The organism is Echinicola sediminis (genome assembly GCF_054777495.1).
In genome coordinates this window covers 19,088-45,874 of sequence record NZ_BAAHAP010000001.1, presented here as the reverse complement: position 1 = coordinate 45,874, position 26,787 = coordinate 19,088, and the positions used below count along the sequence as shown (strand labels likewise).

28 protein-coding genes are annotated in these 26,787 nt (G+C 44.0%); 18 read left to right on the top strand and 10 right to left on the bottom strand.

Annotated features, from left to right (window positions below; genetic code table 11):
• Positions 1-13 precede the first annotated feature (13 nt).
• Together ACYVAA_RS00210 and sdaAA are read left to right on the top strand one after the other, a co-directional pair.
• Entirely contained in the window at positions 14-973 is a 960-nt protein-coding gene (locus ACYVAA_RS00210) for an FKBP-type peptidyl-prolyl cis-trans isomerase (protein WP_460537972.1), read from the top strand.
• A 148-nt stretch (positions 974-1,121) separates the two neighbouring features.
• Positions 1,122-2,030, top strand: a complete 909-nt coding sequence (sdaAA, locus tag ACYVAA_RS00205) for an L-serine ammonia-lyase, iron-sulfur-dependent, subunit alpha (RefSeq protein ID WP_460537971.1) — start codon at positions 1,122-1,124, stop codon at positions 2,028-2,030.
• On the opposite strand, the gene ACYVAA_RS00200 is transcribed toward sdaAA, so the two are convergent.
• The 4 genes from ACYVAA_RS00200 to ACYVAA_RS00185 all read right to left on the bottom strand — a co-directional run bounded on the left by ACYVAA_RS00200 (position 2,019) and on the right by ACYVAA_RS00185 (position 5,407).
• Positions 2,019-2,480 (bottom strand): hypothetical protein, encoded by a 462-nt coding sequence (locus ACYVAA_RS00200; RefSeq protein WP_460537970.1) that lies wholly within the window; start codon positions 2,478-2,480, stop codon positions 2,019-2,021. The two genes, sdaAA and ACYVAA_RS00200, sit on opposite strands and share 12 nt — an antisense overlap.
• Positions 2,480-3,409, bottom strand: coding sequence for a sodium:calcium antiporter (locus ACYVAA_RS00195; protein WP_460537969.1), 930 nt, complete (start codon positions 3,407-3,409; stop codon positions 2,480-2,482). Before ACYVAA_RS00195 ends, ACYVAA_RS00200 begins: the two co-directional genes overlap by 1 nt.
• Before the next feature lie 5 nt (positions 3,410-3,414).
• Positions 3,415-4,062: a uracil phosphoribosyltransferase gene (gene upp, locus ACYVAA_RS00190; protein ID WP_460537968.1), complete on the bottom strand. Its 648-nt coding sequence runs from the start codon at positions 4,060-4,062 to the stop codon at positions 3,415-3,417.
• Between the two features lie 70 nt (positions 4,063-4,132).
• Positions 4,133-5,407, bottom strand: coding sequence for an OmpA family protein (locus ACYVAA_RS00185; RefSeq protein WP_460537967.1), 1,275 nt, complete (start codon positions 5,405-5,407; stop codon positions 4,133-4,135).
• A gap of 182 nt (positions 5,408-5,589) precedes the next feature.
• Between ACYVAA_RS00185 and ACYVAA_RS00180 the strand changes: the two genes are divergently transcribed.
• From ACYVAA_RS00180 to ACYVAA_RS00140, 9 genes are all read left to right on the top strand, one after another.
• Positions 5,590-6,498 (top strand): M20/M25/M40 family metallo-hydrolase, encoded by a 909-nt coding sequence (locus tag ACYVAA_RS00180; protein ID WP_460537966.1) that lies wholly within the window; start codon positions 5,590-5,592, stop codon positions 6,496-6,498.
• 82 nt (positions 6,499-6,580) lie between these two features.
• Positions 6,581-7,108, top strand: coding sequence for a phosphoribosyltransferase (gene hpt, locus ACYVAA_RS00175; protein WP_460537965.1), 528 nt, complete (start codon positions 6,581-6,583; stop codon positions 7,106-7,108).
• 42 nt (positions 7,109-7,150) lie between these two features.
• A complete protein-coding gene (locus ACYVAA_RS00170) occupies positions 7,151-7,723 on the top strand; it encodes an adenylate kinase family protein (protein WP_460537964.1) in 573 nt (190 codons plus the stop codon).
• Between the two features lie 92 nt (positions 7,724-7,815).
• A complete protein-coding gene (gene obgE, locus ACYVAA_RS00165; RefSeq protein ID WP_460537963.1) occupies positions 7,816-8,808 on the top strand; it encodes an Obg family GTPase in 993 nt (330 codons plus the stop codon).
• A 77-nt stretch (positions 8,809-8,885) separates the two neighbouring features.
• On the top strand, positions 8,886-9,500 hold the full coding sequence (locus tag ACYVAA_RS00160; protein WP_460537962.1) for a nucleotide exchange factor GrpE: 615 nt from the start codon (positions 8,886-8,888) through the stop codon (positions 9,498-9,500).
• A gap of 6 nt (positions 9,501-9,506) precedes the next feature.
• Positions 9,507-10,619 carry a molecular chaperone DnaJ gene (gene dnaJ / locus ACYVAA_RS00155; RefSeq protein WP_460537961.1) on the top strand — a complete coding sequence of 371 codons (1,113 nt, stop codon included), beginning with the start codon at positions 9,507-9,509 and terminating at the stop codon, positions 10,617-10,619.
• Positions 10,620-10,713: 94 nt separating this feature from the next.
• On the top strand, positions 10,714-11,607 hold the full coding sequence (locus ACYVAA_RS00150; RefSeq protein WP_460537959.1) for a DUF4097 family beta strand repeat-containing protein: 894 nt from the start codon (positions 10,714-10,716) through the stop codon (positions 11,605-11,607).
• A 68-nt stretch (positions 11,608-11,675) separates the two neighbouring features.
• Positions 11,676-12,578, top strand: a complete 903-nt coding sequence (locus ACYVAA_RS00145) for an ABC transporter ATP-binding protein (protein WP_460537958.1) — start codon at positions 11,676-11,678, stop codon at positions 12,576-12,578.
• A complete protein-coding gene (locus ACYVAA_RS00140) occupies positions 12,571-13,881 on the top strand; it encodes an ABC transporter permease (RefSeq protein WP_460537957.1) in 1,311 nt (436 codons plus the stop codon). The genes ACYVAA_RS00145 and ACYVAA_RS00140 overlap by 8 nt, the downstream gene beginning before the upstream one ends.
• A gap of 170 nt (positions 13,882-14,051) precedes the next feature.
• On the opposite strand, the gene ACYVAA_RS00135 is transcribed toward ACYVAA_RS00140, so the two are convergent.
• On the bottom strand, positions 14,052-14,522 hold the full coding sequence (locus ACYVAA_RS00135; protein ID WP_460537956.1) for a Dps family protein: 471 nt from the start codon (positions 14,520-14,522) through the stop codon (positions 14,052-14,054).
• Between the two features lie 157 nt (positions 14,523-14,679).
• Between ACYVAA_RS00135 and ACYVAA_RS00130 the strand changes: the two genes are divergently transcribed.
• The 3 genes from ACYVAA_RS00130 (at position 14,680) to ACYVAA_RS00120 (ending at position 18,417) form a co-directional block, all read left to right on the top strand.
• On the top strand, positions 14,680-15,915 hold the full coding sequence (locus tag ACYVAA_RS00130; protein ID WP_460537955.1) for a sensor histidine kinase: 1,236 nt from the start codon (positions 14,680-14,682) through the stop codon (positions 15,913-15,915).
• Between the two features lie 105 nt (positions 15,916-16,020).
• Complete coding sequence (locus ACYVAA_RS00125; protein ID WP_460537954.1) at positions 16,021-17,601, top strand: peptide chain release factor 3; 1,581 nt, start codon at positions 16,021-16,023, stop codon at positions 17,599-17,601.
• Between the two features lie 81 nt (positions 17,602-17,682).
• A complete protein-coding gene (locus ACYVAA_RS00120; RefSeq protein WP_460537953.1) occupies positions 17,683-18,417 on the top strand; it encodes an RluA family pseudouridine synthase in 735 nt (244 codons plus the stop codon).
• Positions 18,418-18,466: 49 nt separating this feature from the next.
• Here ACYVAA_RS00120 and ACYVAA_RS00115 read toward each other — a convergent pair whose 3' ends face one another.
• The 5 genes from ACYVAA_RS00115 to rocD all read right to left on the bottom strand — a co-directional run bounded on the left by ACYVAA_RS00115 (position 18,467) and on the right by rocD (position 24,580).
• Positions 18,467-18,772 carry a hypothetical protein gene (locus tag ACYVAA_RS00115; protein WP_460537952.1) on the bottom strand — a complete coding sequence of 102 codons (306 nt, stop codon included), beginning with the start codon at positions 18,770-18,772 and terminating at the stop codon, positions 18,467-18,469.
• A gap of 314 nt (positions 18,773-19,086) precedes the next feature.
• Positions 19,087-20,271, bottom strand: a complete 1,185-nt coding sequence (locus ACYVAA_RS00110) for a porin (protein ID WP_460537951.1) — start codon at positions 20,269-20,271, stop codon at positions 19,087-19,089.
• A gap of 123 nt (positions 20,272-20,394) precedes the next feature.
• Positions 20,395-21,705: an ammonium transporter gene (locus ACYVAA_RS00105; protein WP_460537950.1), complete on the bottom strand. Its 1,311-nt coding sequence runs from the start codon at positions 21,703-21,705 to the stop codon at positions 20,395-20,397.
• A gap of 514 nt (positions 21,706-22,219) precedes the next feature.
• Positions 22,220-23,188 carry a porphobilinogen synthase gene (hemB, locus tag ACYVAA_RS00100; protein ID WP_460537949.1) on the bottom strand — a complete coding sequence of 323 codons (969 nt, stop codon included), beginning with the start codon at positions 23,186-23,188 and terminating at the stop codon, positions 22,220-22,222.
• Between the two features lie 150 nt (positions 23,189-23,338).
• Positions 23,339-24,580 carry an ornithine aminotransferase gene (gene rocD / locus ACYVAA_RS00095; RefSeq protein WP_460537947.1) on the bottom strand — a complete coding sequence of 414 codons (1,242 nt, stop codon included), beginning with the start codon at positions 24,578-24,580 and terminating at the stop codon, positions 23,339-23,341.
• A gap of 263 nt (positions 24,581-24,843) precedes the next feature.
• Here rocD and rpmB point away from each other — a divergent pair, with 263 nt between their 5' ends.
• The 4 genes from rpmB (at position 24,844) to ftsY (ending at position 26,561) form a co-directional block, all read left to right on the top strand.
• Entirely contained in the window at positions 24,844-25,086 is a 243-nt protein-coding gene (gene rpmB / locus ACYVAA_RS00090) for a 50S ribosomal protein L28 (RefSeq protein WP_015264420.1), read from the top strand.
• Positions 25,087-25,116: 30 nt separating this feature from the next.
• On the top strand, positions 25,117-25,299 hold the full coding sequence (gene rpmG / locus ACYVAA_RS00085) for a 50S ribosomal protein L33 (RefSeq protein WP_018471881.1): 183 nt from the start codon (positions 25,117-25,119) through the stop codon (positions 25,297-25,299).
• 52 nt (positions 25,300-25,351) lie between these two features.
• The gene (locus tag ACYVAA_RS00080) at positions 25,352-25,504 is read left to right on the top strand and encodes a DUF4295 domain-containing protein (RefSeq protein WP_015264418.1); all 153 of its coding nucleotides are present in this window, start codon (positions 25,352-25,354) and stop codon (positions 25,502-25,504) included.
• A 97-nt stretch (positions 25,505-25,601) separates the two neighbouring features.
• Positions 25,602-26,561 (top strand): signal recognition particle-docking protein FtsY, encoded by a 960-nt coding sequence (gene ftsY / locus ACYVAA_RS00075; protein WP_460537946.1) that lies wholly within the window; start codon positions 25,602-25,604, stop codon positions 26,559-26,561.
• Positions 26,562-26,787 lie beyond the last annotated feature (226 nt).

Genomic DNA, 26,787 nt, shown 5'->3' with positions numbered 1-26,787 from the left:
AAATAAACCAACTATGAAGCGATTTTTAATTGCAGGTGTGGCCCTATTGGCGGCCACGACGATGACTTCTTGTCTTCAGGACAAGGAAACAGACTTCGAAAAAAGGGTAAAGCAGGATGATCAGGCTTTGTCCAATTTTATCACAGAAAACGGCATTGAAGCAACAAAGACTACGGCCGGTTACTATTATACCAAAGATGTGGAAGTGGAAGAGGGTGCCAAACTCAATGACGGAGACATTATTGGGATTTATTACGAAATAGAAACCTTGGATGGAGCTTTTATAGCTGATCATACCGCGGAAGATGGAGAGCCTATTTTGTTTGAATACGATGTGCAGGCACAAACCTTGGCCCCGATCGCGATCAACTTGGCTGTTGCTTTGGCAAATGAAGGGGAGACGCTTACGCTGTATGTGCCTTCTTACCGTGGTTATGGCGAGTACGGATATGGGCAATTGTTTGGCCCTAATACCAATTTAATCATTAAAGTAACTTTTGAGAAAATCTATCCATCACAGGAAGTGGCAGCAATGGAAGAGGATCGCATATTGGCTTATATTGAGCAGAATGAATTGGAAGGATTTTCCATGAAGGATGAAGGCGTTTATGTTCGGACGGTGGAAGAAGGCGATACTTCTTCGGACAAAAGTAAAAACGGTACCCGGGTTTCCTTTACATATGAGCTTTTTAGGCTAGGTGAGAGCGAGGCTTTTTCCAAAGTGGAAGGCACTCCCATCAGCACCTCTTTGGGCAATGATCAAAACTTTGATTTTATCAATATCGGCCTGAATGATTTACATGATGGCGCAGAGGTGGAGGTGATTGCTCCTTCAACTGCGGGTTATGACCAAAGTGCACAGGTTCTTCCTGATTTCATACGTGAAGACTATTTCGAAAAAGGATACATCTCGAGCATTGTGCGTCCGTTTGATCAGGTATTGTTTAAAGCCAAAGTGGAAGGGATCCAGTAGGTTTTTAAGCAATAGCACGAGGTCTAATGGTAGAGTTTGAAAGTCTTATGGGGTGACCCATAAGACTTTTTATTTGTAGTTAATAATGGGCAGGGTTTGTTTTGTGCCTAGCAATTCTCAAATTTGCGGGGAATGTAAACCCAAGCTTATGAGTTATTTATTTGAAAATTTTGCCGGATGGAAGGATTACTGTGAGGAAAGGAACGTGCCTCTATATGCTCCTGTGCTGGAATACGAAATGGAGCAGCGGGGAAAAGGAGAGGAGGAGATTTGGGCCGGCTTGCAGCACGCTTTTTCTGTAATGAAGGAAGCTGTCAATACAGGCCTCAAAGAAGAGATGGTGTCTCGTTCGGGGATGATTAACAACGGCGCAAAGAAAGTATATCGTCACCCTGTTTCAGTGCTTTCCCCGGAATTCCAGAAGTTGATTTCAAGAGCATTGGCCGCCAAGGAGGTCAATAGCTGTATGGGGCGGGTGGTGGCTGCGCCAACTGCCGGAGCATCGGGTATACTGCCCGGTACGCTGTATACTTTACAGGAAATTCATCAGCTGGAAGACCGGAAAGTCCTGGAAGGACTGTTGGTGGGGGCAGGGATTGCGTTGGTGATCGAGCAAAAAGCCAGTTTGGCCGGAGCAGTAGGTGGCTGTCAGGCAGAAACGGGCTCTGCTGCAGCCATGGCTGCGGGAGGGATGGTGTATTGTCTCGGCGGTAGTATTGATCAGGTATTTAATGCGGTAGCGATCACTATTCAGTGCATGCTGGGATTGGTATGCGACCCAGTGGCAGGATTGGTGGAGGTTCCCTGTGTGGTCCGCAATGCCAGTGCAGCGGCCATCGCTAACAGCTCTGCACAGATCGCTTTAGCTGATGTAAGTGGAGTGATCCCGGTGGATGAGTGTGTCGCAGCGATGGGAGAAGTGGGGGCAAGCATGGAGAACAAATACAAAGAAACAGCCCTTGGGGGACTGGCTGCTACTTTATCCGGTAAGAATATTGCCAAAAAAGTCTTGATCCAGGATATAGAAATCCTGCCTGATGAAGATTCAAGCGAGTAGGTTTCTCAGGAAGGGGATTTCCAGGATTTGATTGATCGACAATCCCAATACAAAGGACCAACAAATGGCGCTTATAAACATATAGGAAAGTATGATCCTCCTCCGTACTCCAAAGGAAGTAAGGATGATGGTCCCCCCTATGGGTGTTAGAACCAGAGGGGTAATGGCGGCGACGCCCAATGCCCCGAACTTTTGCCAAATCTGAATGATTCTTCTGGTCTTGGGAGTGAACTTCTTTTTGTTCTTTTTGGTGTTTACGGACAGCCATTTTGCTTTTATCCATTCCCCGAGATAGGTGAAAACCACCACGCTGGTCATCATGCCGGATACCGTAACCGCTACGATTTCAAAAATACTGTAATCTGCAGCTGTGCCCAGCACCGGCCCTCCTATAAATTTGAATAGGCATACCACGTAGATGGCCAGAAACTGTAAAAGGTATTCAATCATCACAATAGAAATACTAGATAAGTGGCGTAAGAAGCAAGTAAGAATACTCCTTCAATTCGATTAATTCGATATCCTGAACGCATCAGGGGAAATAAAAGCAAGGTGAAGCCGATCATCCACAGAAAGTCGCTATTAAGGAAAAGCTGACTCACTTCAATGGGCTTTATAATAGCAGTAACACCGATTATTGATAGAATGTTCTGCATGTTGCTCCCTAAAATATTGCCCAGTGCAATGTCTGTTTCTTTTTTTAAGGCCGCCACAACCGAGGTAGCCAGTTCAGGTAGGCTGGTCCCTACAGCGATGATGGTGACCCCAATTATACGTTCACTTATACCGTATTGCTGGGCAAGTACAATAGCATTGTTGACCAAAAGTTCAGACCCGTAGTAGAGGCCAACAATCCCACCAACAATTAGGAATGCGGCTTTCAGGGCAGGTTCTTGTTTGATCTTTTCTGCATCTTGTTCGGTGAAATCATCGAGAGAGTGGTCCACCTTTTTGAAGAGAAACCAATTGAGCAGAATTAAAAGGGAAAACAAAAATATCCCCTCTGCCAGCGAAATGATTTGGTTCAGTGCCAGAAGATAAAACAACACCGTGGCCATTAAGGTGAAACTGAAGTCCCATTTGAGTGTAAGTGATTTCAGGACAATTGGGTATATGATGGCAGTGGTACCCAGGACTAGGGTAATATTCGAAATGTTGGATCCGACCACATTTCCTATAGCGATGTCATTGGTTCCCTTGAGTGCCGCAGTAATACTGACCAAAAGTTCCGGAGCGGAAGTGCCAAAAGCGACAATTGTCATGCCTATAAGGCTGGGGCTCAGTCCTGCCTTTGCGGCTATGGCTGAGGCTCCGTCCACAAGTATTTTTCCTCCTGTCAGCAAAATGACAAAGCCCAGGAGCAATAAGAAATATATCACAAAGTTTATAGTTTAGGTCCAAAACATAGATCTCCTGCATCTCCGAGGCCGGGCACAATATAGGCCTTTTTATTCAGCCTTTCATCCAAGGCGCAAAGCCAAAGCTGGAAAGGTATTTCCTTTAGATGTGACTTAATGTAATCGATGCCTTCTGGAGCGGCGATAACTGAGGCGATATGGATCTTTTTGGGAGTACCGTTTTTAAGTAATTGTTCAATGCTTGTTACCAAGGACTTCCCTGTTGCAAGCATGGGGTCAACTATGATGATTTCCTGATCCTGAATGGGGGGGGCTGCGAGGTAATTGAATTCAATTTCTACCTCATTGCCAGCTTCTTCTTTTCTAAAAGCACCAATGAAGCCACTATTCGCTTGGTCAAAGTAATCAAGAAAGCCCTGATAGAAAGGCATGGCTGCCCTTAGTACGGAGATGAGTACCGGTTGTTTTTCCAAGGACTTGACCTCTGTTTGGGTCAGGGGGGTGGCTATTTGTTTGGACCGGTAATCTAGCGATTTGGAAATTTCATAAGCCAGAATTTGTCCTAGACGTTCAAGGTTATACCTGAATCTGAGCCTATCAGTTTGAAGATTGATGTCTCTGATTTCTTCTAAAAAGTGGCTTGCAATTGAGTTTTGATGGTTTAGTATAAACATGATGCCTTAAAATTAAGCAAAAAAAAACCGACCTGAAAAGGTCGGTTTTCCAATTTATCTTTAAGAAAGATTATTTTACTTCGAAAGAAGCTCTTCTTGCCAACTGGCGAGCATCTGCAGATTGCTTATCTACGCTGGTGTCTTCACCATATCCTTTGTAAGAAAGTCTAGAAGCGTCGATGCCAGTAGCGATCAATAGATCGTAAACAGCTTTCGCTCTTCTTTCAGATAGCTTCATGTTGTAGTTTTCAGGGCCGATTTCGTCAGCATATCCTTTGATTTCAACAGAAACACCTGGGTTTCTCTTCAAGAAGTTAGATACGTAGTTAACTGAAGAAGCAGAGTAACCTAATGGTTTTGCGCTGTCAAAAGCATAGTAAACATTCACATAGCCTTCGTTGATAGCTTTCTTCAAGAAGTCAGTTTCTTCAACTTCTTCTACTGGACAGCCATTGTTAGAAGCTGGACCTGGAACGAAAGCACATTCATCAGAATGATCAGGAATACCGTCACCATCAGAATCCAAGGTTCTACCGTGAGAGTCTACTCTTGCTCCTGCAGGAGTGTTAGGCTCTTTGTCCAGGTAATCAGGTACGCCGTCACCATCAGAGTCTTTCAACATGTCTTTGATTTCTCCGATTTGGCTTTCCAATTCATCCTTGGTAGCATACTTGTCTTCTCTTACATACCAGTCAGCATGAGTAGTGTTGCCTCCTAGATAGAAAGAAAGTCCTAAAGTACCCGTCCAAGAAACTGCATTGGTACCGTAGTAACCATTCTGAGCACCTGGGGTGATGGCAGAAGCGCCATCAAATGCAACGTCCTGACGACCTGCAATAATTGTACTGATGTCTCCATTAAGGGCAACACGGTTACCAAGTTTTACTTGGCCAGTGAAACCAGCAATAAAGTTGTAAACGTTGTCCTCAAAATCAGCCCAAGCGTTTGATTGAGGGGTAACTCTACCAAGACCAGCTCCGAAGTGACCCAAAAGGTTCAATCTTCTGGTGAAAGTCTCAAAGTTCATAATTCTACCGAGGTTAGCAACACCTTGCAAGTTTGCTCTGAAATAATTAGTCTCAAAAGCAGGTGTTCCTTCAGCCTCTTGGAACTTACCCAAACCGTAATCAAGTTTGGCACCGAATTTTTCGTTGAACATGTACCTGACACCGATGTCAGCATGTCCGATGTTTAAGGTAGGAGAATGATAGCCTGGCGTAATAGGGGCCATAGACTTATTAAACCCACCATTAACGTCGATTGACCACTTGTTGAAGTCATCCTGTGCGTTAGCTCCAACTGCTAAGGCACCAGCCATTAATGTTGATAGTAATAATTTTTTCATGATTCAAAAAAAATTTTTTTTCAAAATTAAGTGTTTAATAAATTTAAATCCAAACTTAGTAGTTACAAACTGTTATGCAAATGTATATTTTTTTATCAATAACCATAAATTTTTGTCTATTTGTTTTGATAGAATAAGTTCGAAATTTGCGAAATATTACAACTCATAAACTGTGCCAAATAATGGAGTTTTTAAAAGAAATCCTTGGAAAAAGGGGAGTCTCAGGTGATGAACACGAATTTTCCTCATTTATCGTTCAATATGTGCTAAAACGGAAAAGCGAATGGAAGGTTACACCCGAAGTGTTTTACGGAGGAGAATTTCAAGATAATATTATACTGAAATTTGGGGAGCCCAGAACCGCGGTGTTTGCGCACATGGATACGATAGGTTTTACCTGCCGTTACCAAAATCAACTGGTGCCGGTAGGAGGTCCTGAGATAAAGGATGGCGACCGACTGGTGGGGCAAGATGCCATGGGGCCAATTGAATGTGCTGTGAAGATTACCGAAGGTGAAGTAAGCCATGATTTTCCGCGAGGGATTTTCCCCGGAACTGCCTTATCCTATAAGCAAGATATACAGATCAAAGACGGTTTTATCCAAGCAGCTTACCTGGATAACAGGCTTGGAGTTTACAATGCCTTGAAGCTATGTGAAGATTTGGAAGATGGGGTGATTGTTTTTAGTACCTATGAAGAACATGGAGGAGGCAGTGTCCCTTTTCTTATAAAGTATGTCTATGAAAATTGGAAGGTAAGGCAAGCCTTGGTGTCCGATATTACCTGGGTGACGGAGGGGGTAAGACATCATGAAGGAGTGGCCATTTCTTTGAGGGATAAATTCATACCGAGAAAAGTGTTTACGGACCGTATTGTTCAGCTGGCAGAAGAAAGCGGGATACCCTTTCAACTGGAAGTAGAAGGTGCTGGAGGGAGCGACGGTAGGGAGATCCAGATGAGTCCTTATCCTGTGGACTGGTGCTTTATAGGGGCCCCGGAAGATAATGTGCATACTCCTTATGAAAAAGTGTCCTTGAGGGATTTGGAGTCCATGATTGCCTTATATAAGTACCTGATGAAAAGCTTATAAGTCTTTGTTTATCAAATTAGGAAGGGCAAGTGAATTTTTTCTATATTTGTAAGGCCCTAAGTTAAGGGCTTTTTTATTGCTTATGCTAAAGATAAAAGACAAAGAATTTAAGCGCTATCTTTCCGAAGAAACTTTGCACAACCGGGTGAAGGAATTGGGAAAGCAAATCGCTGAAGATTATAAAGGGAAGTCTCCGGTAGTACTTGGTGTATTAAACGGGGCTTTTATGTTTTTGTCTGACTTGATGAAGGAAATAGAAGAGCCACTTCAGGTTTCTTTCGTTAAAATAGCATCTTATTCAGGAACCAGCTCTACGGGTAGGGTCAAGGAAGTGGTGGGGCTTGCAGAGTCTTTGAAGGGCAGGCATGTGCTTATAGTAGAAGATATAGTAGATACTGGTTTGAGCATGGCGCATTTGATGGGTATGGTAAAAGCCCAAGAACCCATGAGTGTGTCAGTAGCCAGTCTGTTGGTGAAGCCTGAGGCACTGCAAGAAACCATAACTGTTGCTTACACGGGGTTTGAGATTCCCGATAAGTTTGTGGTAGGCTATGGCTTGGATTATGATGGTTTTGGTAGGAATTTAAAAGAAATATATCAACTTAAATGACCCGAAAATGCATTGGTTCGGGGAACAAACAAATTTCAAATCATGCTAAATATAGTTTTATTTGGGCCTCCGGGTGCAGGCAAAGGTACACAAAGTGAAAAGTTAATCGAAAAATACAGCCTTGATCACATCTCTACCGGAGACCTATTTAGGAAACATCTTGGCGAGGGGACGGAGTTAGGTCAACTTGCCAGAAAGTACATGGATGAAGGTAGGCTGGTACCTGATGAGGTGGTTATTGGCATGGTTGACGATAAAATCAAAAATAGCGCCGGCGCTAAGGGCTTTATTTTAGATGGTTTTCCAAGAACAGTTGCCCAGGCGGAGGCGTTGGATGGCCTTTTGGAAGAGCAGGGTTTGGGGATAGCAGGCATGATTGCCTTGGATGTTCCGGAAGATGAGCTTAAGGAGCGAATCCGTCACAGAGGAAAAACTTCCGGTCGAGTGGATGATCAGGATGAAGAAAAAATCAATACCAGAATAAAAGTGTACAAAGACGAGACTTTGCCGGTAGCAACTTATTATGAAAACCAGGGAAAGCTCTCTACCATACATGGTGTGGGAGGGATAGAAGAGATATTCGGTAAGATATGTGCGGTGATTGACCAGTACTAATCCGGGAAATAAATCGTACATTTGCAGATAGTTTGATGATTGGCTAAGAGTTTTCTTAGCCAATTTTATTTAAGGAGATAATATTAATTGTTGTGGCAGATTCGAATTTTATAGACTATGTGAAGTTTTGTTCCCGTTCAGGTGCCGGAGGTGCAGGTTCAGCGCATTTCAGGAGGGAGAAGCACGTGCCAAAAGGAGGCCCGGATGGAGGCGATGGCGGAAGAGGGGGGCATATTATCTTGCGGGGCAATTCCCAACTATGGACATTGCTGCACCTTAAATATAGAAAGCATGTGATTGCCGAAAATGGAAAAGGAGGGGAAGGCGGCCGTAGAAAAGGCAAGGACGGTAATGATGTTATTTTGGAAGTTCCCTTAGGTACGGTTGCCAAGGATTCCGAGACAGGAGAGCAACGATTCGAAATCACCGAGGATGGACAAGAAGTAGTTTTGACCAAAGGAGGTCGAGGAGGTTTGGGGAACGATCATTTTAAGACATCGACCAACCAAGCGCCACATTATGCCCAGCCTGGGGAGTCTGGGATTGAAGAGTGGATAATATTGGAATTAAAGCTTTTGGCTGATGTGGGCCTGGTAGGGTTTCCCAATGCAGGAAAGTCGACTTTGTTGTCCAGTATATCTGCAGCCAAACCTGAAATTGGTGATTATCCCTTTACCACCTTGGTGCCTAATCTTGGGGTAGTGAGTTATCGGGGGGACCGATCATTTGTAATGGCCGATATTCCTGGTATCATTGAGGGGGCGGCAGAAGGAAAGGGGCTTGGACTTCGGTTTTTGAGGCATATAGAAAGAAACTCTATTTTGCTGTTTATGGTCCCAGCTGATGCTGACAGTATTCGCGAACAATACCATATATTGCTCCATGAGTTAAGTGAGTACAACCCTGAGTTATTGGACAAGAAAAGGATTTTGGCCATTTCCAAGGCGGATATGCTGGATGAAGAGCTCATAGAGGAAATGAAGGCAGATGTTCCGGATGAACTTCCAAGCATTTTTATTTCTTCCGTGAGTCAGCAGAATTTGGATCAGCTCAAAGACCTTATCTATAAGGCGATCGTGGAATAGTGTCAGTTTGTCAGGGATTTAAGTGTGGCAAACTAATTGTTGTGCGATGAGGTAATATTTTAAGTATTGGGTTTCCTATGGCAAATAAAGAAAATACAGTAAACGAAGATATGAACAAGGAAAAAATTGCTGCAGAAGAGCCGGTAGAGGCAAAGGAAAAGGAAATTAAGCGTGAAGAGGGAGCAGAAAGCCAGGATGTGAACAAAGATAATGTCACAGAAGAGGGTGAAAGCGCTGCAGAATTGTCAGTTGAAGATAAGCTAAAGGCAGAAAATCAGGAATTGAAGGAGAAGTATTTGAGGTTGTACTCAGAGTTCGAGAACTACAGGAGAAGAACTTCCAAAGAGCGTCTGGAGCTTATCAAAACAGCTTCTGAGGATGTGCTGAAAGATCTTATAGCAGTAGTGGATGATTTTGAGCGGGCCATTAAGGCTGAGGAAAAGGAAGGTAGCAAGTCTTTGGAAGGCAGCTTGTTAATCTATAATAAGCTGAACAAGGTGCTCGAGTCCAAGGGATTGGTAGCCATGGAAGATGCTATCGGAAAGGATTTTGACGCGGAGACCCAAGAGGCTATTACCCAAATCCCAGCTCCTTCCGAAGATCTCAAAGGAAAAGTAATCGATGTGGTGGAAAAAGGCTATAAGCTTGGCGACAAGGTAGTAAGGTATGCCAAGGTAGTCATTGGATCTTAAGATATTATGGCAAAGAGAGACTATTACGAAATATTAGGGGTAGCGAAAGAAGCAAGCGAGAGTGAAATCAAAAAGGCCTATCGTAAGATGGCCTTGAAATATCATCCCGACAAAAATCCCGATGATCATACCGCGGAGGAAAAGTTCAAAGAAGCTGCCGAGGCTTACGAGGTACTGAGCAATCCTGAAAAGCGGGAACGATATGACCGTTTTGGACATCAAGGCGTCAGCGGAAATGGCGGCTTTGGTGGTGGAGGTATGAACATGGAGGACATATTTTCACAGTTCGGTGATATTTTCGGAGGCGGAGGTTTCGAGTCCTTTTTTGGCGGCGGAGGCGGCCGCGGCGGTAGAAGGGTAAGAAAAGGTACAAACCTACGCGTGAAATTGAAGGTAAACCTCAAAGAGGTTGCCCATGGAGTAGAAAAGAAAATTAAGGTAAAACGCCATATCGTTGCTGACGGTGTTAGTTTTAAGACCTGCTCTACTTGTCAGGGTTCCGGCCAGGTGAAAAAGGTGGTCAATACGATGCTGGGCCAGATGGTTTCAGCCAGTGCTTGCCCGACCTGTGGAGGTACCGGTCAGATAATCGATAAGAAGCCGGACCATGCAGATGCCAGAGGTTTGGTGCTAAAAGAAGAGGTGATCCCTATTAATATCCCCGGTGGTGTAGCGGATGGAATGCAATTGAGTCTTTCTGGAAAAGGAAATGAAATTCCAGGAGGAGTTGCCGGTGATCTACTAATCGTAATTGAGGAGATTGAAGATGAAATCCTTCAAAGGGATGGCAATAATGTGGTGTACGATCTTTATGTAAGCTTTATAGATGCTGCATTGGGAGCCCAAATTGAAGTGCCTACCATTGATGGAAAAGTGAAGATCAAGCTGGATCCTGGTACGCAGAGCGGGAAAGTGTTGAGGTTAAAAGGGAAAGGCGTAAAGGACCTCAATGGATACGGAAGGGGGGATCAGTTGATCCACGTCAATGTATGGACGCCCAAGCAGTTGAGCAAAGATGAAAGAGATAAATTGGAGTCATTAAGGGCTTCAGAGAACTTTATTCCCGATCCAGGGAAATCAGAAAAGAGCTTTTTTGATAAAATGAAGGAGTTTTTTTAAGATCACATAAAAAGATACAGTTAAGGCCGGAAAAAATTCCGGCTTTTTTCATTTATGGGCGAACCTTTTAAGTAGGGAGTCGTAATTTATTCGTATGTTGAATAGATTGTGCTTATTTGTATTTCTTGTCTATGGGTGTGCCGCAACAGTTCAGGCCCAGATGATAAAGGAGTTTACGGTAGAAGAGCGAAAGGGGTATGATTTGGTGCAATTGGATTTTTCATCCTACAAAGGGGTGTCAAAAGTATCCAGAATGCATTTAGAAGGTCCCATCCTGATTCATACACATCTCTCCAAGGTCAATATTTTGCCCGATTTTAACTACGGGATAAAGGACAGGGTGCTCAAAGCCAGTCTAAACCATAACGACGTAGAAAGCCAGGGTTTAGGTAAAAACCTCTCTTCAAAACTTTTTTCAAGTAGTGAAGGAGATTTTGATCATTTGTGGGAAGTGGGTTTGAGTGAAAAATATATCTATGATTTAGACCTTCATTTTGGCATAGGGAAAGCTGATCTGGATTTGTCAGGCCTTAAAATCAAGCGGTGCAAAATCAAGACTGCCACCGCAGATGTTACGTTAAATTATGCCCGAAAAGCCATCAATGCCATTGATATGGATACCATCATGGTAGAGGTCAATATGGGGACGGTGAACGGGGTAAATGTGGCCCATTCCAAAGCAGATAAGTTGATTTTTGATGTGAATTACGGAAAGGTCAACCTGAGTTTTAAAGATCATTTTGAAGGTAAGAAGCCCTGCGCTATTTCAGCTACTGTGGGAGCAGGGTCTGTCTATATTGAGTTGCCCGAACCCCAATACCCTTATTTGGTGAAGATCAAATCAACGGCCATGTGCAGGACCCAGCTGCCAAACTATCTGTCCAGTCTTGGAGGAAAGACCTATATCAGCAAAGGTTATGATAAAAATGCGGACAATCTGATGACCTTTGAGATAGATGTATCTGTAGGTTCACTGACACTTAAGTAGCCAAGTTTTTTATTCGGTACTCGGCAGATTTTTTCTTAATATTAATCTCGCTTAAAATTTTAACAGTCTTGGATATTCTTACTATTGAAGGGCTTCACAAAAGCTACGGGAACCATCCTGCATTGACCGATATTGGCCTTACCATCCCCAAAGGGTGTGTGTTTGGGCTATTGGGACCAAATGGGGCAGGTAAGACCTCTCTGATCCGAATAGTCAACCAAATTATCGATGCGGATGATGGAAGGATTTTTGTAAATGGGCAGCTACTTTCTCCCCGACACATCAAAAACATAGGTTATCTGCCTGAAGAAAGAGGTCTTTATAAACGGATGAAGGTGGGCGAGCAGCTTCTTTATTTTGCACAACTCAAGGGCCTAGGGGCAAATGAGGCAAAAGAGAAGGTGAAATATTGGTTGGAAAAACTTGATATTGAAGCCTGGAGGGAAAAGAAGGTGGAAGATTTGTCCAAAGGAATGGCCCAAAAAGTGCAGTTTGTAGCAACGGTCATTCACGAACCGGAACTGCTGATTTTGGATGAGCCTTTTTCGGGCTTCGATCCGGTAAACGCTGAGGTTATCAAAAATGAAATCATCTCCCTAAAGGAAGGAGGGACGACGGTCATGCTTTCTACGCATAGAATGGATTCGGTGGAGCTGCTTTGTGATCATATTGCGATGATCAATAAGTCCTTTAAAGTGCTGGACGGACCCGTTCAGGAGATTAAGAACCAGGCGAGATCCAATGTTTTTATAGTGACCCTTCAGCATGTCAACGGTGAAATTCCGGCCGGAGCCTTCGATGTCATAGAGCGGCCGGGTACCAAACAGTTTAAGATGAATCTTGAAGAAATGGCGCCTAATCAGCTTTTAAGAGAGTTGATGGGATATGGAGAGGTGGTAGGGTTCAAAGAAGAAATACCTTCCATTGAAGAAATTTTTATCCAAAAGGTAAAAGAAAACGAGCATGAATAAAGTTTTTTTGGTCATCAAGAGGGAATATCTGGCAAGAGTTAGGAAAAAGTCGTTTCTCTTGGCTACCCTGATCACTCCTTTGGTTTTTCCCGCCATTCTTGGAGTATTTCTTTGGATATCCCTCAGTGATGAAGGAGGAGAAGCCCTGAAGATCATAGAAGTGGTGGATGACAGTGGGAAGTTCTTTTTGGAAAGCAATGGGCAATATGCTTTTTCCTATTCTGATGCGGCGGCCGAAGATGCCAAATCTCTGGTAAAAGAGGGGAAGCGGTTCGGTTATTTATATATCCCTTCATTTGAGCTTTCTGACCCCAAGGGGATAGTATATTATTCTATGAAAAACCCGAGTATGGGCTTTGTGGAGCATCTGGAAAGGGAATTGAAAAGAAAGATTGAAGAAATAAGGCTTTATGATTCTGGAATTGACCCCAAAGTAATCAGTTCTTTAAGGACCAATGTGTCCATACAGTCCATTACCATGGAAGAGAGTGGGGAGGAAAAAGTTTCTGTCGCAGGGATTAATTATGGGATTGGTTTTGTGCTAGGAATATTGATTTACACCTTCATTTTCGTATATGGAACCCAGATCATGCAAGGGGTAATAGAGGAGAAGTCAAGTAGGATTATTGAAATCCTGGTTTCCTCCATTAAGCCTTTTCAGTTAATGCTGGGCAAGATAATCGGTATTGGAGCCGTTGGGCTGACCCAGTTTTTGATTTGGATTCTTTTGATTGCCACAGTGTCTTCGGTGGTGATGGGGTATTTTGGTATGCAGATGCCGCAGCAGCAGGCATTGGAACTGGCCAATCCAGAGGCCATGCAGGCAATGGAACAGTCAGGAGATATTGCCAGGATCCTGCAAGTGATGCAGGGGATTGATTTCTTCCAATTGGTGCTTACTTTTCTGTTCTATTTTTTGGGGGGTTATCTGCTCTATGGGGCCTTTTTTGCGGCTATTGGAGCAGCGGTGGATTCCCCTTCTGATGCACAGCAATTTATGTTTCCTGTGACCATCCCTTTGATGGCCAGTTACTTTGGGCTGTTTATCTTTATTTTGGATGATCCTACCAGTAATATTTCTTTCTGGTTGTCGGTCATTCCCTTTACTTCCCCCATTGCTATGGTAGGCAGGGCAAGTTTTGGCATACCTGCTTTTGAACTGCTGTTGTCCATGGTGATGTTGATAGCGGGATTTTTATTCACCACTTGGGTGGCAGCAAAGATTTATCGCATTGGGATATTGGTACATGGGGCCAAAGTGAATTACCGGACGCTTTGGAAATGGATAAAGCAAAGCAACTGATATTAAATTTAGGGCCTAATACTTGGGCACCGTGGCTAGGTTTTTTAAAGCCTATTTTGTGTTAAAAACAAAGCGGGGAGTTCAGTTCTTTGCTTATATGGGCTAATAGCTTGATGAAAAGTAGGGCTAAAACGGGCCGGCTGTCTCAGTCGGCCCGTTTTCAGTTGGTTTTATCTCAAGTAAGCGGAAAGCATCCAGATCACTTTTTCCTTTGAGGTGATGTATTCACTCATAAGTGCTACTGTACCCTCGTCTCCTTGGGAGGAGGCCGCCTCCAACGTCTCTCTTTCCAGTTGCAACAGGGTGTTGAGATTGTCCCTTACCGTTTCCACCATTTGCTTTGGCTCTGTAATTACCGCAGCCTCCTGAATGCTGGAATGGGCAATGTACTCGGTGAATGAGCTGAGAGGCCTTTCCCCCAGGGTCAATATCCTTTCGGCTGTTTCATCGATAGCATCGTTGGCTTCATTATAAAGCTCCTCAAACTTGGCGTGGAGTTCAAAGAAATTAGGGCCGGAGACGTTCCAGTGAAAGTTCCTCAGATTCTGATAGTATATTTCATAGTTGGCCAAGAGCTTGTTCAATTGTCCTACTAAAACTTTGCTGTCTTGTACTTTTAATCCGATTTCGTTAGTTGCCATCGTTTTTGTTTTGTTTATTTTAAAATATATTCGAATTTACGGGATTGTTAAGCTGGTGTCAAACACTTAATTTCTATGTTTGATAGATAATATCTATGGTAAAAAACAGTTATAGGATGTGACAGTTTTTTGCTGTGGAGGGATTGAAAAAATAAGAATGAAGAACCGTTTTCAGGATCTGGCAGGGCTGGATCTATATCATAATAGAGGCAAGGTAAAGTGGATTATTTTTATTGCATCACTGGTTATAAGTGTTGGATCCATTTATTATACAGACACCTTGGTCAGTGAGCTCAAGGAAAGGGAGATGAAGCAGATCACGCTCTATGCCAATGCTATGGAGTATGTGGCCAACAATTCCGATAACCTCACTTTTATCCATAAGGGGATCATACAGGAGAACAATAATATCCCTGTGATTGTTGCGGATGCATTTGGGAATCCCACAAACCAATACCGTAATATCAAGTTTAAGAAAAACGCTACGGAGGAAGATATTGATAAAAAGCTTCGGGCAGAGGTGCAAAGGATGAAGATCGACTACGAGCCTATCCAGATTGTAGACAACCAGTTTCTTTATTATACCAATTCCGAACTGCTTACCCGTCTAAAATACTATCCCTATATACAGTTATCGGTGATTTTGGTTTTTGGGGTACTGGCTTTTGCCGTCTTTAATCAGTCCAAGATAGCGGAGCAAAACAGGGTTTGGGCTGGGCTTACCAAGGAAACTGCCCATCAGCTTGGTACCCCTATAGCTTCTTTGATGGCCTGGATAGATTACCTGAAAAACTCACCGGTCTGGGAGGAAAATAAGGAGGTGATCGTGGAGCTGGACAAGGATGTGACCAAGCTCAGGATGGTGACTGAGCGGTTCAGCAATATTGGTAGTGCACCGGTGATCAAGGAGGAAAATGTATATAATATTGTCGATGAGGCGGTGAATTACCTTCGGCCAAGGATATCCAGCAAGGTAAGCATTACCCTTAATTCCCATGCTGAAGATGTGGAGGCAATGATGAACAAGTCGCTTTTCGAATGGGTGGTGGAGAATATCTGTAAAAATGCCGTGGACGCCATGAAAGGGGAAGGAAAGATAGAGATCAACATCGTAAAGGATAGTGAGAAGTTTGTCCATATCGATATCGCCGATACCGGAAAGGGGATTGATAAAAGCATGTTCAAAAAGGTCTTCAATCCCGGCTTTACGACCCGGCAAAGGGGCTGGGGCCTTGGTTTGACATTGGCCAAACGGATTATAGAAGGCTACCACCGGGGTCGGATTTTTGTGTACCACTCCGAAGTGGGTAAGGGGACTACATTTAGGATTGTCCTTCGAGGCACTCATGAAAACTCTTCTGAATTTAAAGTGGAGGATCCTTTTGTGAGCTAGCCTGCTGTCCATCGGGCAATCCTCTGGGACTAATGGCGATACTTTTCCATCTTTCGATCAAAAGAGCTACCTTTGCATCTTGCAAATAATGAAGCCTCAATAAAGATGAGTTTGACCAAGGAGATTGATAAAAGAAGGACTTTTGGGATCATATCCCACCCGGATGCCGGAAAGACAACACTTACCGAAAAACTGTTGCTGTTTGGTGGTGCGATCAAGACCGCAGGGGCGGTAAAATCCAATAAAATTGATGCCCACGCCAAGTCTGATTGGATGGAAATAGAGAAGCAGAGGGGGATCTCCGTGGCTACCTCGGTAATGGGCTTTGAGTACAGGGGGATAAAGATTAACCTCTTGGATACTCCCGGTCACCAGGATTTTGCGGAGGATACTTACCGGACGCTTACCGCAGTGGATAGTGTGATCATGGTTATTGACTGTGTGAAGGGGGTGGAGATTCAGACCGAAAAGCTGATGGAAGTGTGTAGGATGCGGAATACTCCGGTTATTTGTTTTATCAACAAGCTCGACCGTGAAGGAAGGGATCCTTACGATCTGTTGGATGAAGTGGAGGCGAAACTGAACATTAAGGTCCGGCCACTGTCTTGGCCTATTTCAATGGGGAAAACCTTCAGAGGGGTCTATAACCTGTACAACAAGTCCCTTAATTTATTTACTCCGTCGCAGCGTAAGCTGTCCGACGAGATCCTGGCCATTGACGATCTGTCAGACAGCAAACTGGAAAACTTGGTAGGGGAAGGCAATGCCAATCAGCTCAGGGAAGACGTGGAGTTGATTGAAGGGGTGTATCCTGATTTTAGCAAAGAGGAGTACCTTTCAGGCGAAGTTGCACCGGTTTTCTTTGGCTCTGCGGTCAATAATTTTGGTGTTCAGGAAATGTTGGACACTTTTATCGATATCGCTCCTAAGCCAAAAAGCAGAATTACTGAAGAAAGGGAAGTTATGCCGGAAGAATCAAAATTCAGTGGTTTTGTATTTAAGATCCATGCCAATATGGATCCGAATCACCGTAACAGGATTGCCTTTTTGAGAATATGTTCGGGTAAATTTGAGCGGAATAAGCCATACAAGCACATGAGGGGGACCAAGCCTTTAAGGTTTTCCAATGTGACTTCTTTTATGGCCCAGGATAAGGAAATCATTGATGAGGCGTTTCCGGGGGATATTGTGGGGCTTTACGATACCGGAAACCTGAAAATTGGAGACAGTCTTTCTGAGGGAGAAAACCTTACTTTTAAGGGGATTCCAAGTTTCTCTCCTGAGATTTTTAGGGAGGTGATCAATAAGGACGCCATGAAGACCAAGCAGCTTGAGAAAGGGCTGAAGCAGCTAATGGAAGAAGGGGTTGCTCAGTTGTTTACCTTTGATATGGGGTCAAGAAAGGTGGTTGGCACGGTTGGTCAGCTGCAGTTTGAGGTGATTCAGTTCCGTTTGAAAAATGAATATAATGCGACCGTAGAGTTTGCTCCCATGAACCTGTACAAGGCCTGTTGGATAAGCAGTTCCGATAAGAAGCAATTGGATGAATTTGTCCGTTCAAAGAACAGGCATATTGCGCGGGACAAGGAAGGGAAGTTGGTGTTTATGGCCGAGTCACGGGCCTGGCTACAGATGGTCCAGGATAATTATCCGGATATCGAGTTTCATTTTACCTCAGAATATTGACAGGATCGTATACGGTGGCGGTGGTTTGCAAATCCATAGCCGTTTCCTTCTTTTAATTTTATGCACAAACAGTAATTAGATATGGCAAAAGTACCTTTTTCAGTTGTATATGAGGATAACCATTTGTTGGTCGTCAATAAAAGGGCAGGAGTGCTGGTGCAGGGTGACCGTACGGGAGATAAAACCCTGACGGATTATTGCAAGGACTACATTGCAGAAAAATATAATAAACCCGGTGCGGTTTTTTTGCATCCAGTCCACCGTTTGGACAGACCAGTGAGCGGCTTGGTGGTCTTTGCAAGGACCTCTAAGGCCCTAGAGAGGATGATGGTGCTTTTCAAGAAGCGGGATGTGCATAAAGTGTACTGGGCTGTGGTCAAGAAAAGGCCAAAAGAAGAAATGGACAAGCTCGTTCATTATTTGGTGAAAGATGAAAACAGGAATGTGACGGAGGCTTTTGATCACGAGGTTCCTGGAAGCAAAAGGGCGGAACTGTCATACAAGCGATTGGGCAAGCTGAATGACCACTGGTTGCTGGAAGTGAGACCGGTGACGGGAAGGCCACATCAGATCAGGGTGCAGCTCGCTTCAATGGGCTGTCCTATCCGTGGAGATTTGCGGTATGGATTCTCCAAGGCCAATTCTGATGCGAGCATTAATTTACATGCTTTCCATTTGGTTTTTGTTCATCCGGTTAAAAAAGAGAAGCTGTATCTTCGGGCGGGCTTGCCAGAAGAGGCTTTCTGGGAGCAATACCTGGAATTTGAAACCATCAAAGCCAAGGATCAACATATTGATAATTCCTACAGTGGATGATAAAAAAAGGGGAGCCGATCGGCACCCCTTTTTTTTAAAAGTGATTTTCTTAATCGTTTTTCCAGACTTTTTTGTTTTTAGCCTTAGGGCCCTTTGGTCTGTCAATTGCCTGCAATTCAGTGTTGACGGTGGCTTTTGCGTTCCTTCTTTCCCAAACTTTTTCGTTCTTGAAGGTCGGTCCTTGAGCAACTGATCCATCGATATTGACGACTAAGGTGCCTTTACGTGCCTTTTCTTTCCAAGGCTTGTAGTTTTTGGCTTTAGGGCCTTTAAGTTCGTGGTATTCCTGTCCCTTTGCTTCAAAAGTTTCCATACCGAAAAAACCGGCTGCAACCATTACTGCTAACTTTACCATAGTCTTATATATTTTATGTTTTATTATTGCGCTTATTCGTCATAGCGTAAAATAACATAAAATGTTTCATTGAAATCAGGTTTTTATCAATGTTTTTTATGAATGGGTAAAATTATCTGCTGGTTATTTCCGGTTATTAGTATATAAGTTGGTTTTTATTTATAGGGAGAAATGTGGGATTGCTGCAGTGGAGGTCTAGTTGGGTGTTTTTTTGAAGCTGCTTTAGCTGGGTTTTATGTAAAAAAGTAAAAACCACGGCCTTTTTCAAGGACCGTGGTTTCCGTTAAAAATTTTTAGTTTGTCAGTGGAAAAAATTAGAAAGAGAATACGGCTGCTAGTAAGAATGATGACAAGCTTTTAGATGCTGCCAAGTCGTTGTTGAAGAAGAAATCTTCTTCAGACATTGAATCCAGTCTTACTTCTGGAATCAGGGTAAGGTTGTTAGTGATTTTGGCATTGCCAGATAAGGTCACTGCAAAGACATTTCCGTCGCCGGCATTGTCCAGTCCAACAACGCCCTCAAGGCCGCTGTTGAATACGTTGAAATACTCGCCTCTCAGTCCGACAGAGAATTTTTCAGAAGTGGCTGCCTGTGCGTAACCGGCAATACCGTAAAAACCGGAACCGTCTCCATCAATATCGGAGATGCTGCTTCCGTTATAGGTTTCTCCGGCTGCAGTAGTATTGTAGGTGGCGTTCAGGCCAAGATAGACAGCTTCGGTTACATTGTATCCAGTAGTAAGGTCTACTTGGAAAGTGCTTCCCATAGAAGAGGTACCTGCCATCATCACATTTTCCGAATCAAGCTTTCCGTCTTGATCACCGTAAAGGAAGTTTAACCAAGTTCCTCCGTTATCATTTTCGTATCCAAGTTGTAAACCGGCGGTATAGGTTCCGGCAAGGTTGAATTCTGTCATGTCGGTAGGGTTCATTACGGCAGCCATCAATGACCAGTTGTCTGAAAGGGCAATGTCTGCTTTCAGGCCTGTGTGTGAGAAGGGGCCGTAAGAGAACATGTAGGAAGTGGAGTAGTTGAAGTTCCCGGTAGGGGAGATTACCTCGTAGCCTAGGTAAGTGTTGAAGTTACCGATGGTGAAGGTAACGGCATCATTTACGTTCCAGTACATGTAAAGTTGGTTCACGATTTGAGAACTACCTGCTACGCCTCCGGTGTAAAGAGGTGATCCGAAGACGGCATCCTCTCCTCTAGGTCCGAAGACCAGATCGGCAACGAAACCTACTTTTTCGCCTTCATAGGCGGCTATGATGTTCGCCATCCCAAGGGAGAAGCCAGGTAGGTTCGCAAAAGAAGTTGCTGGAGCCTGAATTCCCATAGATTGTCCTTCCGCGTTGGTCATGTCCTTGTTAGGGGCACTTAAGTTAGCGCGATAATAGGCGTCTACTGAGCCTGAGATGGATACTTTAGAATCGTCCTGGGCCATTGCCGCAGTGAAAGAACCTAAAAATGCTAGTACAATTAATAGTCGAAGTTTTTTCATTTTACTTTAGATTAAAGTTGATTGTTAGGATTGACCGACAAAAGATTTCCTGCCCAACCTCAAAGGGTTGGTTTGTCGGTTGGACAGGAAAAGGGGGGTGTTGTGGTAAATGTTGTTTGGAGACTATTCGTCGTAAACGATAGTGTAGCCTCTGATTCCGTGTTCGTGAGAATCCAGTCCGGATTTTTCATGTTCTTCAGATACCCTGATCCCTACCGTTACTTTAAGTAGGTAGAAGATTGCGAAGGCGCAAGTGAAGGCGGTAATTCCGCAGATGATCACACCGGTAAGCTGCGTCATAAAGGAGTGGTCAGGGTTGGTAGAGAATAGGCCAACAGCAAGTGTTCCCCAGATACCGCAAGTAAGGTGTACTGAAACGGCTCCTACTACATCATCCAGTTTCATTCTGTCAAGAAGTACGGCTGAGAACACAACGAGTAGTCCGGCGATAAAGCCTACAAGGATGGCTGGTCCCGGGTTGATAACGTCTGCGCCAGCAGTGATGCCTACAAGTCCGGCCAAAATTCCGTTCAATACCATTCCTAAGTCAAGTCTTTTGAAAACAAAGTATCCAGCCAAGAATCCGCCAAGTCCGCCGGCACATGCAGCCAGAGAAGTGGTTACCAATACAAAGGATACCAAGGCAGGGTCTGCAGAAAGTACGGAGCCTCCGTTGAAGCCGAACCATCCTAACCAAAGAAGGAATACACCGATTACAGCCAAAGGAACACTGGCGCCTGGTTTGTCAACGGTTTTTCCGTTTACGTATTTACCAAGGCGTGGACCTACTAGGATTACACCTGCAAGGGCTCCCCATCCACCAACGGAATGGACAAGCGTTGAGCCTGCAAAATCGTAGAATCCCCAATCGTCAAGGACTCCTCCGCCCCATTTCCAGCTACCGATGATAGGATAAACAATGCCTACATAAATGAGGGTGAAAAGTAGGTAAGCGCCTAATTTAACCCTTTCGGCGATCGCTCCGGATACAATGGTTGCGGCAGTGGCGGCAAACATGGCCTGGAACAAGAAGTCAGTCCAGTAAGTGTAGCCACCATCAGCGTAGCCTGCAGAAACGTCGGCAGTTTCTGGAGCGAACCAGAACATGCTCCAACCTGATCCGTCAAATCCAAACCAGCCTGGAACATCAAAGCCTGGGTACATTAAGAAGAACCCACAGATGGCGTAAGTGACAATCCCAAGAATGGGGGTTACTGTGTTTTTGAACAAAATGTTCACTGTGTTTTTGGCCTGGCCAAAGCCGGCTTCCACCCCGGCAAAGCCAAGGTGCATAATGAATACTAATGCTGTGGATAGCATCATCCACACGTTGTTAGTGGTGAGTAAGTTTTGGGTGATGTTTGCTGAAAGGTCTGCCCCTTGGGACAGCACTTCGGTACTTACTTCTGCTAGTTCGTTAAAACTCCATTTCATACAGTTGAATGTTTAGATAGACTTATTTTTCAATTTTTTTTATTGGGTCATCAATTAACAGTGATATAAAGGTAAATATTTTTTTCGTAAAAAAACAAACTGATTTTTATAGATTCAGCACAAAAAGAAATAAAATAGGGTTTGAAAATATCCTAAAAACTCCAAAAACTTGAAAAAAATGAAAATTAAGGGGTTTTTTGGAGTCTGTAATTTTTTTAAAATTTTATTTCATGTTGTTGAAAAAAGTTGTGGTGTTCGTGTGATAAGTGATGGTATTTGGTTTTTATGTTTCGTTTTAATGGGTTTTTTGGAAATATTTTAAAATAATCATGTGATTTGTTCGAGGTTTAAAAATAGATCTCTGTTTTTTAGAGGTTTTTGTTGGGGAGGAGGTAGGTTGAAAAATGAACCGGTTTATTTAGGTTTTGCAAAAATAGTGTGAAGGTTGGGTGGTATAAAACAAAAAAAAGCCATCCGGTTTGTCGGATGGCTTTTGAGTGGCTGTTGCTGTGTGTTATTTTTGTGTGAGGGCAAATTCTTTGGCAAAGTAGCTGAGGATGATTTTTGCTCCGGCCCTTTTGATGCTGAGCAAAGACTCCAACATTATGCGTTCCCCGTCAAGCCATCCTTTTTGATGCGCGGCTTTTACCATAGCGTATTCTCCGCTGACGTTATACGCCGCGATGGGAAGCTGGGTGTTTTCATTGAGCAGCCGGATAACATCCAGGTAGGCTAAGGCAGGCTTGACCATGAGAAAGTCAGCCCCTTCTTCTTCGTCGAGTTGGGCTTCGATTAAAGCTTCATGAAGATTGGCGGGGTCCATTTGGTAGGTTTTTTTGTCTCCTGCTTTTGGGGCGGAATCCAGGGCGTCCCTGAATGGGTTGTAAAAAGCACTGGCGTATTTGGCGGTGTAGGACATGATGGAGACGTCTTTGTAGCCTGCGCTGTCCAGGGATTTTCTAAGGTAAGCGACCCTGCCGTCCATCATGTCGGAGGGGCCGATGATGTCGGCGCCTGCCTGTGCTTGTGCCACGGCCATTTTGGCGAGGATTTCCAGGGTTTCATCGTTGAGGATTTTTCCGTCTTCCACCAGGCCATCGTGTCCGTCACTGCTGTAGGGGTCCATGGCAACGTCCGTCATGATGCAGGCTTCGGGAAAGGAGGATTTGACCTTATCGATGGCTTTTAGGTAAAAGGTGTCCGGGTTGTGGCTTTCGGTAGCGTACTTGTCCTTCTTGTCCTCAGGATATGCTGGGAAAATGTCAAAAGCATTAATGCCAAGGTTCATGCATTCTTCTATTTCCTTTAGAAGTAAGTCCGTGCTAAAGCGGTATATGCCCGGCATGGATGCAACTTCCTCTTTTTTATTGTTCCCCTCAATGACGAAAATGGGGAATATGAAATCTTTGACAGAAAGCCTGGTTTCTTCCACCATGGCCCTGATGGCAGAAGATTTACGGTTTCTTCTTGGTCTTTTGTACATGCTTTATCTATAGTTATAGTGTGCTCAGTAGGCAAAGTTAGTGAAAAAGGTCTTTGTTTTTGTTTTGGGAGGTTTACGATGAGGGGCTTGTGAAGGTTGGCCTGTCCTAAAAAATAAAAGCCGGCCCAATGTAGGGGCCGGCGTTTTCATTTATTTGACAAAGTCTGAGATGGTTTTCTCAATGATGTCACAGCATTCGTGGAGTTGTTCCTCGGTAATCACCAGTGGCGGTGCAAACCGGATGATGTTTCCGTGGGTGGGTTTGGCCAAGAGGCCGTTCTCCTTAAGTTTCACACAAATATTCCAAGCGGTGTCGCTGTCCTCGCTGTCGTTGATCACAATGGCGTTGAGCAGTCCTTTGCCTCTGACTAAAGTGACCAGGTCTGATTTTTCCACCAGTTTTTGCATTCTGTCCCGGAATAGGTTGCCCAGTTCGTGGGCGTTTTCTGCCAGTTTCTCATCTTTTACCACACTGAGGGCTGTCATGGCAACTTTGGCTCCCAGGGGATTTCCCCCAAAGGTAGAACCGTGCTGGCCAGGTTTGATGACTTCCATGATGTGATCGTCGGTAAGTACTGCTGAAACAGGGTAAAAGCCTCCTGAGATGGCTTTGCCAAGGATGAGCATGTCAGGTTTGACGTTTTCGTGGTCACAGGCAAGGATTTTTCCCGTACGGGCAATGCCCGTTTGGATCTCGTCCGCTATAAATAAGACATTGTGCTTTTTGCATAGAGAGGCAACCTCTCTAAGGTATCCCTCTTTGGGTACGAATACTCCGGCTTCTCCCTGTATGGGTTCGACTAAAAATGCTGCAATGTTCTTATTGGATTCAAGAGCTTCTTCCAAGGCTTTGGTGTCATTATAAGGTATGGTGGTGAATCCAGGAGTATAAGGCCCGTAGTTTTTTCTGGCGTTTTCATCATTGGAAAAGGAGATGATGGTAATGGTTCTGCCGTGAAAATTGTTCTCAGCTACCAAGATGGTGCTTTTGTTTTCGGGAATGCCTTTTTTTTCATAGGCCCATTTTCGGGCGATTTTAATGGCGGTTTCCGCTCCTTCGGCACCGGTGTTCATCGGGAGCACCTTGTCAAAGCCGAAGTACTCGCTCAAAAACTTTTCAAATGGTCCCAAGGTGTCGTTATGAAAGGCCCTTGAGGTTAGGGTGAGCGTTCCTGCCTGTTCTATCAAGGCTTCTTTGATGCGGGGGTGGCAGTGGCCTTGGTTTACTGCGGAATAAGAGGAGAGGAAGTCATAATATTTTTTTCCTTCGACGTCCCATACAAAGACGCCTTCTCCTTTGGTGAGGACTACCGGTAGTGGGTGGTAGTTGTGGGCGCCGTACTTGTTTTCCAATTCAATGGCTTGTTGGCTGGATGTGATTGATTCCATCATAAGCTATGTATTTTTATTTTTTGTATATTTGGGTCGACTGTTTAAAACAAATATAAGAAATGCCCTGAGGATACAAGGGGGAGCGGCCGGAAATTGGCTGAAGGAAGTGTTTGCTGTGCTGTCGGAAGGGTGTTTGAAGATAAGTTGGATGAATTACAATCATTTAGCTAATAATTTTTGGAGGCTCTTTTGGTTATTCCCGAAAACTTCCGATATTTGCAAACTCAATTAGAAAAACGTCTTAAAAATTACGATCATATATCATGGCAAAAGTTTGTGACATCACCGGTAAAAGACCTCGAGTAGGTAATAATGTATCGCACGCGAACAACAAGACCAAGCGTAAGTTTTATCCTAACCTGCACAAGAAAAGCTTCTATGTGCCTGAGGAGGATGCTTGGATCACGTTGAAGGTTTCTTCCAAAGCATTGAGGACTATCAACAAAAAAGGCATCAGTGCTGTTTTGAAGGAAGCTCAAGCAGAAGGACACATTATCATTAAGTAATCATTTCCAAATCAATAAATAGATAGAGCGATGGCTAAGAAAGGAAACAGAGTTCAAGTGATTTTGGAATGTACAGAGCACAAAAACAGTGGTGTTCCAGGCACTTCAAGATATATCACAACCAAAAACCGTAAAAATACTACTGAGCGATTGGAGCTGAAAAAATTCAACCCAATCCTTAAGAAAGTAACGGTTCATAAAGAAATTAAATAATTTTAAGGAGCAGACAGGTCCGTTTTGGAAGCTGTCATAAAACCTAAAGGATATGGCTAAGAAAGTAGTAGCAACCCTGAAAAAAGAAGGTGGTGTAACTTACGCAAAGGTAATCAAGGCGGTTAAGTCTGAGAAAACCGGTGCATACACTTTCAGAGAAGAAATGGTACCTACCACTGAGGTGAAGGATACCCTTGCAAAATAATTGCCTTGCTTAAATCGTAATGCAAAAAGGATAATCCCTCTCGATTGGTTTCGGGAGGGATTTTATGATTATATTCGGGGCAAACAAGTGAATGACTATGGGAATTTTTGGTTTTTTTTCTAAGGATAAAAAAGAGAGCCTGGACAAGGGGCTCCAAAAAACCAGTGAAAATCTTTTTACCAAGCTGGGAAAGGCAGTTATCGGTAAGTCCAAGGTGGATGATGAGGTGTTGGATGAGCTGGAGGAGGTGTTGATTACCTCCGATGTAGGGGTGGACACCACGATAAAAGTGATTCAGCGAATAGAGGAACGTGTAGCGAAGGATAAGTATGTGAATACGGCCGAGCTGGACAAAATCCTGCGCGAAGAAATTGTGGGGCTGCTGGAGGAAAACAACGCTGAAGATCTTTCCAATTTTGAATTGCCCAAGGATAAAAAGCCCTATGTCATTATGGTGGTTGGGGTCAATGGTGTTGGGAAAACAACCACTATCGGCAAACTGGCCCATCAGTTCAAATCTGCCGGCAAGTCGGTGGTTTTAGGAGCTGCAGATACTTTTAGGGCAGCGGCAGTGGACCAGTTGATCCTTTGGGGAGAGCGTGTGGGAGTGCCGGTGGTTTCGCATGGGATGAATGCTGATCCGGCTTCGGTGGCTTTTGATACGGTGAAGAAGGGGGTGGATATGGGTGCAGATGTGGTGATCGTGGATACTGCGGGGAGGCTTCATACCAAGGTAAACCTGATGAATGAGCTGAGCAAGATCAAGCGGGTGATGCAGAAGTTTATCGATGATGCGCCACATGAGATTTTGCTGGTGCTGGATGGTTCCACGGGACAAAATGCATTTATTCAGGCCAAGGAATTCACCAAGGCCACAGAGATCAATGCTTTGGCCATTACCAAATTGGATGGCACGGCCAAAGGTGGTGTGGTCATTGGGATTTCTGATCAGTTTAAGATTCCGGTAAAATACATCGGTGTAGGTGAGAAAATGACGGATCTGCAGATTTTTAACCGTACAGAGTTTGTGGATTCGCTGTTTAAGCAGAAGTCGTAGTCCAAGAATCTGCTAGTTTGTTAGGCCGGCAGGTTAAAAGTTAATAAAGATTTAAACAAATTGCTTGGGGGATAGAAATCCCCCTTTTTTTTGAGGTAGGATTGTAAGTCTGTACGAGTGGAGCGTCAGGTTTTGTTTTACAGGGAGTCGGGATTTCAAATCCCTAAGAATTGTAAAGTCCGGATTGCAAATCCGGACTAGCAGAGAATCGTGATTTCAATTCCCT